Genomic DNA, 13,118 nt, shown 5'->3' on the forward strand with positions numbered 1-13,118 from the left:
GCGTGGACGTCCGCCACCCATGCGCCAGGTCGCGGACTGATTGTACCCGTGTCAGGCCGTGCGGCCGCGCAGCACGTCGACCCGTGCGGTGATGCGGTCGCGCTGGCGCTCCGCATCGAACAGCGCGAGCAAGCCGCCGAAGATCGCCACGTTCTTGAGGAAGTGGTTCAGCTGGTTCTGGAACTCGGCGGCGTCCACATGCCAGAAGCCGTGGAAGATCAGCGTGACGGGCACGGTGAACAACGCGAGCGCCAGCGCCGCCGTCTTCGCCTGGAATCCCGTGACGAGCGCGAGCCCGCCGACGATCTCGAGCACGATCGCCCCCGCCAGCAACAGCCCGGCCGCGGGGAAGCCCAGGCTGTTCATCCACCCGGCCACGTAACCGAAGCCGAGAATCTTGTTGATGCCCGATGCGAGGAACAAGACGCCCACCAGGGCGCGGGCGACGGGAAAAAGTTTCGTGGTTTCCATGTGATTCTCCTTGAATATCGTTGCGTTTGATTCGTTACGTTTCATCGGGTTCAGGCCGGCAGGTCGAACAGCAGCACTTCGGCGTCCTGCGCGTCCGACAGCGTCACGACGGCTTCCTCGCCGACTTCGACGGCGTCGCCCGCTTCGAGGGCGCAGCCGTTCACCGTCACGCTGCCGCGCGCCACCTGGACATAGGCCTGGCGGCCGGGCAGCAGCGCATGGTCGACGCGCTCGCTGCCGTCGAGGATCGTCGCGTAGATGGCGGCGTCCTGGCGGAGCGACACGGAACCGTCGCGGCCGTCGTGCGATGCGACCAGGCGCAGCGCGCCCCGCTTGCTCTCCGCGTCGAAGTGCTTCTCTTCGTAGCCGGGCGCACCGCCCGTCTCGTTCGGGATCACCCAGATCTGCAGGAAGTGCACGGGTTCCGTCGCCGAGTGGTTGTACTCGCTGTGCGTGACGCCCGTCCCGGCGCTCATGCGCTGCACGTCGCCGTAGCGCAGCACGGAGCCGTTGCCCATGCTGTCCTTGTGCGCCAGCGCGCCGTCCAGCACGTAGGAAATGATCTCCATGTCCTTGTGGCCGTGCGGGTCGAAGCCGCGGCCCGGGGCCACGCGGTCCTCGTTGATCACCCGCAGCGGGCCGACGTGCATATGCGCCGGATCGTAGTAGTGGCCGAACGAGAAGGTGTGCTGCGAACGCAGCCAGCCGAAACTGGCGACACCGCGATCCGCGCTTTTACGTACTTTCAGCATGATGCTCTCCTTGTGATGGTGTTCGAACCGTTCGAACACGCCGCGCCTTGTCAGCCTTGCGGCACCGCCGCCGATGCCGGCGCAAGCGCGTTTGCATGGAAAGTATTATGGGTGCTGCGCAGGGAGAAGAAAAACGGATTGTTTTGTGATCTATGATCGAATTTTTCGATAATCATGCCGCGTCCGGGGACGCTACACTGTGGCGAGAACGTCAACGCATCCGCAACGGGAGACCACCATGCAGCAGGCGAGCTACGTCCACGGGGCGCATCCGCTCCCCCTCATCGGCGACACGATCGGTGCCCACCTGGACCGCGTCGCGGCGCGCTTTCCCCACCGCGACGCGCTCGTCGTACCGCACCAGAACGTGCGCTGGACGTGGCACGAATTGCGCGAACGCGCGGACCGGCTCGCGGCCGGGCTGCTGGGCCTCGGGCTGCAGCCCGGCGACCGCATCGGCATCTGGTCGCAGAACCGCGCCGAATGGGTGCTCACGCAATTCGCGACGGCGAAGGCCGGCCTGGTCATGGTCAACATTAACCCCGCATATCAGCGCGCCGAGCTCGAATATGCGCTGGCCAAGGTGGGCTGCCGCGCCCTGATCCTCGCGCCGGGCTTCAAGTCCAGCGACTACCTCGGCATGCTGCGCGACCTCGTGCCGGAACTCGACGGCGCCCTCCCCGGCGACCTGCGCGCCGCGCGCCTGCCCGAGCTGCGCCACGTGATCCGCCTCGGTCACGAAGCGACACAAGGCATGCTGAACTTCGACGCGGTCGCGCAGTGCGCCGGCTCGGCCGAGATGGCGCGCCTGCACGACGTCGCGCGCACGTTGCAGTTCGACGACGCCGTCAACATCCAGTTCACGTCCGGCACGACGGGCGCGCCGAAAGGCGCCACGCTCACGCACCACAACATCCTCAACAACGGCTTCTTCATCGGCGAGGCGATGCGCCTGTCGGAACACGACCGCCTGTGCATCCCCGTCCCGCTGTACCACTGCTTCGGCATGGTGCTGGGGAACCTCGCCTGCATGACGCATGGCGCCGCGATGGTCTACCCGGGCGAAGGCTTCGACGCGGGCACCGTGCTCGCCACCGTGCAGGCCGAGCGCTGCACGGCGCTGCATGGCGTGCCGACGATGTTCATCGCGATGCTGGACCATCCGGACTTCGCCTCGTTCGACCTGGCCAGCCTGCGTACGGGGATCATGGCCGGCTCCCCGTGCCCGGAGGAAGTCATGCAGCGCGTGATGCGCCAGATGCACATGGACGAGATCACGATCGCCTACGGCATGACGGAGACGTCCCCGGTGAGCTTCCAGACGTCGGTCGACGACCCGCTCGCGTGCCGCGTGGGCACGGTCGGGCGCATCCATCCGCACCTGGAGGTCAAGATCGTCGACGCCGATGGCCGCATCGTCCCGCGCGGGGAGACGGGCGAGTTACTCACGCGCGGCTATTCCGTGATGCTCGGCTACTGGGGCGACGACGCGCGCACGCGCGAGGCAATCGACGCCGCCGGCTGGATGCATACGGGCGACCTGGCGACCTTGGACGCGGACGGCTATTGCCGCATCGTGGGCCGCGCGAAAGACATGGTGATCCGCGGCGGCGAGAACATCTACCCGCGCGAAGTCGAGGAATTTTTATATCGCCATCCGAAGGTGCTGGACGTGCAATGCGTGGGCGTGCCCGACGCGAAGTACGGTGAGGAGCTGTGCGCATGCATCGTACTGCGGCCCGGCGCGCAGGCGGATGCGGACGAGATCCGCGAATTCTGCCGCGGGCAGATCGCGCATTACAAGATTCCGCGCTATGTGCGCTTCGTGGAGGGGTTTCCGATGACGGTGACGGGCAAGATCCAGAAATTCGTGCTGCGCGGCCAGATGGCCGACCAACTCGGTCTCGGGGACCGTGCATGAAGTGTCTCGTCGTGATCGCCCATCCCCTTCATGACAGCCTGTGTCACGCGCTGGCGCAGCACGCCATCTCCACCTTGATCGCGCACGGGCATGACGTCGTCGTCGACGACTTGCATGCCGCCGGCTTCGCGCCGGCATTGACGGCGGCGGAACGCCAGAGCTACTACGGCCCCGCGTTCGACGGCGCCGCCACCGAGTCGCACGCGCAGCGCCTGCTGGACGCCGAAGCCCTCGTGCTCGTGTTCCCGACGTGGTGGTTCGGCTTCCCGGCGATGCTCAAGGGCTGGTTCGATCGCGTCTGGGCGCCAGGCGTCGCCTATGACCATGCCGGCGACCTCGGCCCGATCAAGCCGCGCCTCGGCAAGCTCAAGCGGGCCGTGGCGATCACCACGCTGGGGTCGCCGTGGTGGGTCGACCGGTTCGTGCTGCGGCAACCCGTGAAACGCGTGCTGAAACTGGCCCTGCTCGGTACGTGCGCGCCGAGATGCCGCTTCGAGATGCTGTCGCTGTACCAGGCCGAGTCGCTGTCGCCCGACAACGTGAACGCGTTTCGCGCGCGCATCGGCCGAACGTTGAAAGGCATGTGATGAAATACTCGACGGTTCGCAATTATGCGCTGTCGCTGCCCGAAGCGACGGAGGCACCGCACTTCAAGTACCAGTCGTTTCGCGTGCGGGACAAGATCTTCGTGACGGTGCCGCCGGGAGAAGAGGCCATCCACATCTTCCTGCCCGAGGCGCAGCGCGAGCAGGCGCTTGCGCTGCATCCGCACTTCATCGAAAAACTCGTGTGGGGCAGTTCGGTGACGGGCGTGCGCGTGACGCTGGCCGGTGCCGAGCCAGCCGTCGTGAAGGCGTTGGTCCTCGCGGCCTGGCAGCACAAGGCGCCCAAAGCCTTGCGTGACGCGCACGGTCGTTGATTGACGCTGCAAACGTCCCGATCGTCGCCGCCGAAGGTTCGTTCAAGCGCCGTGCAACTACAGTTCGCTGACGAATACCTGTGACAGGGGAAGGCGGCGCGAGCGTGCCGGAGCCTTCGTCGGATAGCCGACACGCAGGATCATGTGCAGCATCTCGCCCTGGGCCAGCCCTAACAGCCTGTGCAGTTCCTGTTCCACGGCCCCGATCTTGTCCTCGAAGCCCGGCGCCAGTTTGCCGGTGTGCAGGCGGTTGACCTGGTCGGTCACGACATAATACGGTTGCACTGCCGCGCCGTGCTCGTTGAGCTGCGTCCAGACGCGCGTCAGCAGGCGTCCGGCGTCGATCGCATTGCGCTCGCTTCCGCTACCAACGACGCACAACAGCGCCGGCGCCGCCGAGATGAGCCCGGTTTCGGTCTTGGCCAGAAATTTGTAGGCACCGAACCGGTTCAGTTTGGCCATCCGCTTCCAGTTCGACATAAAGTTGAGCATGGTCTTGCCGCCGGGCGGCAAGCCCAACGTCGCGACGTCGAGTCCGTCGCCGCTGGCGACTTCCTGGGGCGTTTCGCGCAGGCTGCCGAACAGCCAGCGGTGCAGGTCACGGTTGCAGAAACGCGCCTGGGAGCTCAATTCGACGAGTCTTACCAGCGCCTTGCGCGCTGCATTGTCCTGCAGCACGACCATGCGCTGCTGGCCCTGCCGGGCCGCGGCGACCTTGTCCCGCAAACCCGGCTCGAGTGCATCCGTTCGATACGGAAGACGGTTCGTGTGGCGCGCCTCTACCCCCGGAGGAATTGTAAAATTTTCCGGCAAGTCATGTGGCAACTCCAGTTGCCCGTACGGCTGTTTACCCGGCCGGCTCCATTCCCATTGCCCTCGCACACCATTCGCCGCCAGCGTCACATCGATGTATTCGGCAAGGCCACCGATGGCAAGCAGCGTGCCATGGCTATCGGCATCGAACACATTGGTGCTCGGGTGACGCGACACATAATGCAGCTCGAGCGCATCGCCGGTCCAGCGCATCTGCCACGGCTGGCTATTATCGGCCGACGGAGCCAGTGCGGCGCACGCGGCAAGATGCTCGATGAAGGGCTTGGTCATAGAAATTATATGGCTGCACAAGATAGCACTCACTTTGTGTACGTAAAAAAGCCCGTCGGAGGACGGGCTTCTTGCCATTAAGACACTACTTCCCGACCAGCGAGGCCGATCGGGAGAGCCGATTGGACACGATTACTTGGCGCGACGGCGCTTGCTGGTTGCCAGGCCCAGCAGTCCCAGGCCCAGCAGGGACAGCGACGCAGGTTCCGGCACGCGGTTGAAGTCGATCGAGCCGCTTGCCTGGTTGATGGCGACCAGGTTGCCAGAAATTTGCGCGCCTTGCGTCGTGTTGTTGAACTCATCGAACGCGAGGTCGTAGAACGGGTTAGGATCGAAGAAGTAGGACTGGCCCAGAGCGGTCACGTTGAACGTCTGTTCCGAGTTCAGGTGGGCACCCAGCAGATCGTTGAAGCCGGCAACGCCTTTGATCAGGCTACCACTGGCCAGCAGCAGGTCGTCGCCCGTGTTGCTGACGGTCGCTCCCGTTGCGGTTGCTGCATTCGCATTGGTATAGGTGTTGTCCATGTTCTTGTCGACCCAGAACTGGAAGTTCAGCGACGTCAGATCGTTGATGCTGTTCGGGGTGTTGATGCCCGAGCCCGTGCCGGCACGATACTTGTCGGTCAGGTCGAACGTGATGTAGAGCAGGTAGTTACTGCCCAGGCCCGTGTTGAACACCGGGTTGCCGTTCAGCGCGAACGCGCTCATCTGCAGCCAGCCCGAACCGCTGTGGGTGTTGCCGCTGGTCGTCAGCAATTCGGACGAGGTGCCCGCGATCTGGTTCGCCGTGAACTTGGGGGCCGGGCTACCCAGGGCCGACGGATCGACCTGGAAGCTCGGCGCCGTGGCTTGAGCAAACATCGGCATCGCTGCGCCGGTGACCAGGGTCAGGGCGGCAACGGACTTGGCGATCAGGGACTTGTTCAGCTTCATAAGGTTCTCCTCAAGGATACGAGTTGGACGGTACGTTTGGTGCTACGACAGCTCATTCCCCATAAAGCACAATTTAGGCCAGACTTAACGCTTACTTTAGAATCAATAACTTATAAAACCACCTTAATCGATGTTAAACGGAATTGTAAATTCCGCCGACAGTAATTATCCACAATAAATTACTCGAGGAAATTGAATTATGGAAAAATTTCCGAATGTTATCTCGAGATGAAACACGACAATAAATACCGAGCGGGTAATCCGCTCCTGCCCACCGGAACTTTATTGCTTTGCGAGCTCATTAATTTCCACTAAACAATTCTCCGGTCGCTTTGCTGGAGCCGACGTATGGACAGCTGGCTATCGGAACATCCGCCACGCATCGTCTTCCGGCGGTTGGCATCGCGCGAACTGCGGCGAGGCGTGGTCGCCTTGAGAGCACGTTGGCGCGGACTATCTGCTGGCCATTAGGCTCCTGCGAGAGATGGAAAATAACTCGATTGACCAGAACTACGATCTCGAATTTTATTTTATTTTGCGCCATATCAATTCCGAACGTGAACTTCTCGCATATCTATTGCGAAGAATCAGCAAATATCGAAAATGGGTGAGACTTGCAAGGATAACGCGAAAGGTTTCCGGAAGAATCGAAGAATACAGGCAGTTTATTCCAGGCCGCGCTCAGGAATAAATCGGGTCAGTTGAAAACGATGCAAGCAGTTAACAATTCACGATAGGCACCCTATTCTTTCAGAGGCAACAATTACCTTTTTGTCCGCGCCCGATATTCGATCGAAATACCGTGGAACAGCGTGATGCTTTTTCCCGGACGACCACGCGAGCCGTCGTCATAAGCGATGACAAGGTGCCTCGCAAATCGGCTGCCACCATGCACCGACGACGCGCCCCCGCTTTTTTGATACGATGCGCTCCCCTCTTAACTCATCCGCACATGCTCAGACTCAGCCTGGACGCCCTCCTCACCGTCGATACGATTGCCCGCCGCGGCAGCTTCTCCGCCGCCGCCAAGGAGCTGTACCGCGTGCCGTCGACGATCTCGTACACCGTCTCCAAGCTGGAGGACGACCTGGGCGTGCAGTTGTTCGAGCGCTTCGGGCCGCGCGTCGTTCTCACGCCGGCCGGCGAGGAGCTCCTGAAGGAAGGCCGCTACCTGCTCAAGGCGGCGGGCGACCTGGAAAGCCGCGTGCGGCGCGTCGCGTCCGGATGGGAGACGGAATTCGCCATCGGCATGGATTCCGCGCTCGCTCCGCTGGGCCTGCAGGACGACATCCGCGCGTTCTACGACGTGGCCGACCAGACCCGCCTGCGCATCGTGCGCGAAGCGTTGTCCGGCACGTGGGAAAGCCTGCTGGACCGGCGCGTCGACCTGCTCGTCGGTGCGGCCGGCGAAGGGCCGTCCGGCGGCGGCTACACGGCGGAGCCGCTCGGCACGATGTCGTTCGTGTTCGCCGTCGCCCCGTCGCATCCGCTCGCTGCGGTCCGCCACCGGCTCGGCAAGGCCGAGCTGACGGCGCATCGCGCCATCTCCGTCGCCGATTCCGTCCGCGTGCTGCAGGCGCGCACGGTGGGCCTGCTGTTCGGCCAGGACACGCTCACCGTGCCCGACCTGCAGACGAAGTACGAATTCCAGCTGGCGGGCCTCGGCTTCGGCTTCCTGCCCCAAGCGTGGGCGCGGGCCGACATCGCGGCCGGGCGCCTCGTCGAGAAGGAAGTCGAGGAACCGAAGCCGGACGAAACGCTGTACATGGCGTGGCGCACGGGCGAGGAAGGCGCCGCGCTGAAGTGGTGGCGCGAGCGCCTGCGCGCGAGCATGCCGCTGGCCCGCATGCTTGCGCTCAACTGCCCGATCGAGCGGGCAACGATTGATAGCGCACGGCAAGTACCTATACGTTCGTATGACTAGACCTCGGCCGTGGCCCTCCCGACAATGACCGGGTCCGGATGCGGCGGCCGCGCCGTCCCTTCCGGTCTCCTGCCACTCCACCGAAGGGACACGCCATGACCATCACGCGCACGAGCAATACCGTCACCACCCGCGACGGCACCACCATCTACTTCACCGACTGGGGCCACGGTCCCGCCGTCGTGTTCAGCCACGGCTGGCCGCTGCAGGGCGACGCGTGGGAAGACCAGATGATGTTCCTGGCCGGGCACGGCTACCGCGTCGTCGCCCACGACCGCCGCGGCCACGGCCGGTCGAGCAAGACCTGGCACGGCAACCACATGAACGACTACGCCGACGACCTGGCCCAGGTGATCGAGGCGCTGGACCTGAACGACGTCACCCTCGTCGGCCACTCGACGGGCGGCGGCGAGGTCGCGCGCTACGTCGGCCGCCACGGCACTGGCCGCGTCAAGGGCGCCGTGCTCGTCGGCGCCGTCACGCCGCAGATGGGCCAGTCGGACGCCAATCCGAACGGCGTGCCGATGTCCGTGTTCGACGGCATCCGCGCAGGTGTCAAGGCCGATCGCGCGCAATTCTTCAAGGACCTCACGGGCCCGTTCTACGGCTTCAACCGCGAGGGCGCCAAGGATTCGCAAGGCATGCGCGACACGTTCTGGCTGCAGGGCATGCAGTGCAGCCTGCGCGCCGCCTATGAATGCATCAAGCAGTTCTCGGAAACGGACTTCACGGAAGACCTCAAGAAGATGACGGTGCCGACGCTCGTCATCCATGGCGACGACGACCAGATCCTCCCCATCGACACGACGGCCCGCCGCGCCGTCGAGCTGCTGCCGCAAGGCCGCCTGCTGGTCTACGAAGGCGGCTCGCACGGCCTCGCGTACACCCACAAGGACCGCCTGAACGCCGACCTGCTGGCCTTCCTGCGCGCCTGATCCCGCGGCGGCGCCGGCCCGTCAGCCGGCGCCGCCCCGCTCCCCGAGCACCGCGATGCGCGTCCACGCCACTCTCCCGTCGTTCCCGCACGCCGCGATCCTCCTTTCGTATGAGGGCATCGCCCGGCTTTGCCGCGATACTGGTTTCGCCCCGGCCCAACTCCCGCCGGCGGCGATTCCGAGCGTGCAGATGAACCGACCGTACCTACCGATACCATCCGCTCCCGCGCCACACGCGTTGCCCGACGGCGCCGTGGCGACGTCCGAGCCCGACTTGCTCGCCTGCCGGCACGCATGGCGCCTGCTGTGCGATACGACGGACCTGGCCTCGCTGGCCGCTGCGCCGCAGCTGCGCGCCGATCCCGCGCTTGCCGACGCGCTGCAGGACGCCTTCCATGCCGGCCGGCTGCCCGGCGCATTGATCGAAACGGAAGTCCGCCGCGCCTTGCTGGACGGCCCGACGGACGCCACCCTGCTGGCCGCCGTGCTCCTCGCGGCCGTCGCCCTCGTGCGCTTGCGCGGCGGCCGCCGCGCCCTGCTGCTGGCCGACGCCTGCGCCGGGCGCGCGCGCCGGCCCGACGCGGGGCGCGTGGGCGGCGCCGTGCTGCGCGCCCACGCCACCCTCGTGCTGGCGCGGCGCGCCCCGCTGCGCGACGCCGCGCTCGTGCAGGCCGAAGCGTGCCGCATCGAGGCGGGACGCCCCGATACGCTGGCGCGCAGCGCCGTGCTGTGGACGGGCGTGCGCCTGCTGTGCGGCGCGCCGCTCGCCGAGCTGCAGCATTACGGCGAGGCCGTGCGGCTTGCCATCCCGGCCGGACCCGCGTCCGCCGCCACGAGCCAGCTGGACGGTCGCATCGCGCTGTTCCGTGCCCTCGCCGACGGCACGCACGCGCCGTTCGTCCCGGCCGTGGCGCCGGACGCGATGCAGTTCGGCTGCTGGCTCGGGTGCCTGCAGGCCGCGTGGCTGCGCGGCCGGATGGGCGTGGCGCGTGCGGCGCTGGCCGCCGCCCGCCAGCTCGTCACGCCGCTCACTGCGCCGTGCGAGCTGCTGCCCTACCACCTGTTCGGCGTGCTGAGCCTCGCCCGCGTGCAGGGCGTACCCGGCGCGACGGCGCAGCTGCGCGTGCACCGCCGGGCGCTGGGCGACTGGGCCCGCCGTGCGCCCGATCTCGCCGCTGCCATGGCGCTGCTCGCGGACGCCGCCGGACAGGACGCCGGCGGCGGCGTGCGCGCGCTCGCCGTCTACGAGCGCGCGGCCGCGCTGGCGCAGGCACGCGGCCAGGCGTGGCTTGCCGCGCTCGCGTGGGAAGGTGCAGCCGGCCTGTGCGCCCGCGAGGGCCTCGCCGGCGCGCTGCCGGGCTACCGCGGCCTCGCGCTGGACACGTGGCGCGCCTGGGGCGCGCACGGCCGCGTGCGCGACCTGACCGTGGCCTGGGGCACCGTCCCGACCGCGCTCGACCACGCCCAACAGGCACGCGCCGCGCGTGCGGACACGGTCGGGGAACTCGGCATCGCCATCGCGCACGAGGTGAATCAACCGCTGGCGGCGATCCTGCTGCACGCGGCCGCCGCGCGGCGCTGGCTGCGCCGTGGCCAGCCCGACACGGCGCGCGCGCTGGAAGCGCTGGAGCAGATCAGCACCTGCGGACGCCAGGCCGGCGACATCGTGCGCAGCGTGCGCGGGCTCGCGCGACGCGAGGGCGAGGCCGCCAGCACGTTCGCGCTCGATGCCGCCGTCGCCGAAGTCACGCAGTTGCTGCGCGCGCTGATGGTGCGCCAGAACGTGCAGCTGGACACCCGCCTGCAGCTGCCGGGCCGGCACATCCACGCGAGCCGCGCGCAGATCCAGCAAGTGCTCATCAACCTGCTGCTGAATGCGATCGAGGCGCTGGCCGCCATCAGCGACCGGCCGCGCCGCATCGTGCTCGAATCGGCGTCCGCCGGCCCGGCCCTCGTCGAACTGCGCGTGCGCGACAACGGCCCCGGCATCGCGCCCGCCGACCGCGAGCGCATCTTCGACGCCCTGTATTCCACCAAACCGCAAGGCACGGGCGTCGGCCTGTCGATCAGCCGCGCCATCGTCGCCGCGCACGGTGGCCGCATCGAATGCGTGCCCGCCGAGCCGCACGGCGCCCTGTTCCGTGTCGTGCTGCCGATGCCCGACGCCGAACGCGCGGCGGCGCCGTCCGCGGCCCGCGACCATGCCTGAGCCCCGGTCCACCGGAGCGTGGCGCGCGCGCACCGACGACACGGATATGTCAACATAATCACCTGGAGAGACCCCATGAACACACCCGCCATCGCCGACCTGATCCTCACCAACGGCCGCTTCCACACGCTGGACCGGTCCAACCCGCAGGCCGACGCGGTCGCCATCGCCGACGGCCGCTTCGTCGCCGTCGGCTCGGCGGCCGACGTGATGCGCCACCGCGGCGACAGCACGCGCGTCGTCGACCTCGACGGCCATACCGTGATCCCCGGCCTGAACGATTCGCACCTGCACCTGATCCGCGGCGGCCTCAATTACAACCTCGAGCTGCGCTGGGAAGGCGTGCCGTCGCTGGCCGACGCGCTGCGCATGCTGCGCGAGCAGGCGCTGCGCACGCCGAGCCCGCAATGGGTGCGCGTGGTGGGCGGCTGGAACGAATTCCAGTTCGCCGAGCGGCGCATGCCCACGATCGAGGAGTTGAACGCGGCCGCGCCCGACACGCCCGTGTTCGTGCTGCACCTGTACGACCGCGCGCTGCTCAACCGCGCAGCGCTGCGCGCCGTCGGCTACGACAAGGCGACGCCGAACCCGCCCGGCGGCGAGATCGTGCGCGACGCGGCCGGCAATCCGACCGGCATGCTGATCGCGCGCCCGAACGCGATGATCCTGTACGCCACGTTGGCCAAGGGCCCGAAACTGCCGCTCGACCAGCAGATCAATTCGACCCGCCACTTCATGCGCGAACTGAACCGCCTGGGCCTGACGAGCGCCATCGACGCCGGCGGCGGCTTCCAGAATTATCCCGAGGACTACCAGGTCGTCGAGCAGCTGGCCGCGCAAGACCAGCTGACGATCCGCATCGCCTACAACCTGTTCACGCAGAACAAGGGCCGTGAGCTCGACGATTTCAAGAAGTGGACGGAGATGGTGACGCCGGGCCAGGGCGACGACTGGTATCGCCACAACGGCGCCGGCGAGATGCTCGTATTTTCCGCCGCCGACTTCGAGGACTTCCTGGAACCGCGCCCCGACCTGCCGGCCGGGATGGAAGCGGAGCTGGAGCAGGTCGTGCGCCACCTCGTCGCCAACCGCTGGCCGTTCCGCCTGCACGCCACGTACGACGAGTCGATCTCCCGGATGCTGGACGTGTTCGAGACGGTCGACCGCGAGATCCCGTTCGCCGGCCTGCGCTGGATGTTCGACCATGCCGAGACCATCACCCCGCGCAACATCGAGCGCGTGAAAGCGCTGGGTGGCGGCATCGCGATCCAGCACCGCATGGCGTTCCAGGGCGAGTACTTCGTCGAGCGCTACGGCGCCAGGGCGGCCGAGACGACGCCGCCGATCAAGCGCATGCTGGACGCGGGCGTGCCCGTCGGCGCGGGGACGGATGCGACGCGCGTGGCCAGCTACAACCCGTGGACGGCGCTGTACTGGCTCGTCTCCGGCCGCACCGTCGGCGGACTGCGCCTGTACGATGCCAGTGCGCGCCTCGATCGCCACACGGCGCTCGAACTGTGGACGGCGGGCAGCGCGTGGTTCTCCAGCGAGCAGGGTCACAAGGGCCGCATCCAGGCAGGCATGCTGGCCGACCTCGCGGTGCTGTCGGCCGACTACTTCCGCGTGGACGAGGAGTCGATCAAGGCCATCGAATCCGTGCTGACCGTCGTCGGCGGCCGCATCGTGTTCGGCCAGGGTCCGTTCGACAAGCTGGCGCCGCCCGCGCTGCCCGTGCTGCCCGAGTGGTCGCCTGTCGCGAAGGTGCCTGGCCACTACCGCCCCGTGCCGCAAGCCGCCGTCGCGACATTGCCCCACCAGTGCCGCGGCGCGTGCGCCGTGCACGCGCACGCGCACGACCGCGCGCGCAAGTCCGACGTGCCGGTGTCCGATTTCAGCGGGTTCTGGGGCGCGTTCGGCTGCAGCTGCTTCGCGTTTTAAAACGGAGGCGAA

The 13,118-nt window shown here is 66.9% G+C and carries 12 protein-coding genes; 7 read left to right on the top strand and 5 right to left on the bottom strand.

The window, feature by feature from the left end; genetic code table 11:
• Nucleotides 1–51: 51 nt before the first annotated feature.
• Genes NX784_RS26455 through NX784_RS26465 form a run of 3 tightly spaced genes read right to left on the bottom strand, consistent with a single transcriptional unit; the run spans nucleotide 52 to nucleotide 1,399 of the window.
• Entirely contained in the window at nucleotides 52–471 is a 420-nt protein-coding gene (locus tag NX784_RS26455) for a DoxX family protein (protein ID WP_258819664.1), read from the bottom strand.
• A 50-nt stretch (nucleotides 472–521) separates the two neighbouring features.
• On the bottom strand, nucleotides 522–1,223 hold the full coding sequence (locus NX784_RS26460; protein WP_258819665.1) for a pirin family protein: 702 nt from the start codon (nucleotides 1,221–1,223) through the stop codon (nucleotides 522–524).
• Between the two features lie 50 nt (nucleotides 1,224–1,273).
• Complete coding sequence (locus tag NX784_RS26465) at nucleotides 1,274–1,399, bottom strand: hypothetical protein (RefSeq protein ID WP_258819666.1); 126 nt, start codon at nucleotides 1,397–1,399, stop codon at nucleotides 1,274–1,276.
• Nucleotides 1,400–1,461: 62 nt separating this feature from the next.
• On the opposite strand from NX784_RS26465, the gene NX784_RS26470 reads away from it, so the two are divergent.
• From NX784_RS26470 to NX784_RS26480, 3 genes are read left to right on the top strand one after another with little or no spacing between them, the layout of a single operon-like run.
• Entirely contained in the window at nucleotides 1,462–3,144 is a 1,683-nt protein-coding gene (locus tag NX784_RS26470) for an AMP-binding protein (RefSeq protein ID WP_258819667.1), read from the top strand.
• A complete protein-coding gene (locus NX784_RS26475; RefSeq protein WP_258819668.1) occupies nucleotides 3,141–3,731 on the top strand; it encodes an NAD(P)H-dependent oxidoreductase in 591 nt (196 codons plus the stop codon). The genes NX784_RS26470 and NX784_RS26475 overlap by 4 nt, the downstream gene beginning before the upstream one ends.
• Complete coding sequence (locus tag NX784_RS26480; protein ID WP_258819669.1) at nucleotides 3,731–4,063, top strand: MmcQ/YjbR family DNA-binding protein; 333 nt, start codon at nucleotides 3,731–3,733, stop codon at nucleotides 4,061–4,063. Before NX784_RS26475 ends, NX784_RS26480 begins: the two co-directional genes overlap by 1 nt.
• Nucleotides 4,064–4,120: 57 nt before the next feature.
• Here NX784_RS26480 and NX784_RS26485 read toward each other — a convergent pair whose 3' ends face one another.
• Together NX784_RS26485 and pepA are read right to left on the bottom strand one after the other, a co-directional pair.
• Nucleotides 4,121–5,167, bottom strand: a complete 1,047-nt coding sequence (locus NX784_RS26485; protein WP_258819670.1) for a nitroreductase family protein — start codon at nucleotides 5,165–5,167, stop codon at nucleotides 4,121–4,123.
• A gap of 132 nt (nucleotides 5,168–5,299) precedes the next feature.
• Nucleotides 5,300–6,100 (bottom strand): flocculation-associated PEP-CTERM protein PepA, encoded by an 801-nt coding sequence (gene pepA, locus NX784_RS26490; RefSeq protein WP_258819671.1) that lies wholly within the window; start codon nucleotides 6,098–6,100, stop codon nucleotides 5,300–5,302.
• A 952-nt stretch (nucleotides 6,101–7,052) separates the two neighbouring features.
• Between pepA and NX784_RS26495 the strand changes: the two genes are divergently transcribed.
• From NX784_RS26495 to NX784_RS26510, 4 genes are all read left to right on the top strand, one after another.
• On the top strand, nucleotides 7,053–8,024 hold the full coding sequence (locus NX784_RS26495; RefSeq protein ID WP_258819672.1) for a LysR substrate-binding domain-containing protein: 972 nt from the start codon (nucleotides 7,053–7,055) through the stop codon (nucleotides 8,022–8,024).
• A 95-nt stretch (nucleotides 8,025–8,119) separates the two neighbouring features.
• Nucleotides 8,120–8,959 carry an alpha/beta fold hydrolase gene (locus NX784_RS26500; RefSeq protein ID WP_258819673.1) on the top strand — a complete coding sequence of 280 codons (840 nt, stop codon included), beginning with the start codon at nucleotides 8,120–8,122 and terminating at the stop codon, nucleotides 8,957–8,959.
• Nucleotides 8,960–9,149: 190 nt separating this feature from the next.
• A complete protein-coding gene (locus NX784_RS26505; RefSeq protein ID WP_258819674.1) occupies nucleotides 9,150–11,168 on the top strand; it encodes a sensor histidine kinase in 2,019 nt (672 codons plus the stop codon).
• 75 nt (nucleotides 11,169–11,243) lie between these two features.
• Entirely contained in the window at nucleotides 11,244–13,106 is a 1,863-nt protein-coding gene (locus tag NX784_RS26510; protein WP_258819675.1) for an amidohydrolase, read from the top strand.
• Nucleotides 13,107–13,118 lie beyond the last annotated feature (12 nt).

This window comes from Massilia pinisoli, from assembly GCF_024753285.1.
GTDB classification, from domain to species: Bacteria; Pseudomonadota; Gammaproteobacteria; order Burkholderiales; family Burkholderiaceae_D; genus Telluria; species Telluria pinisoli.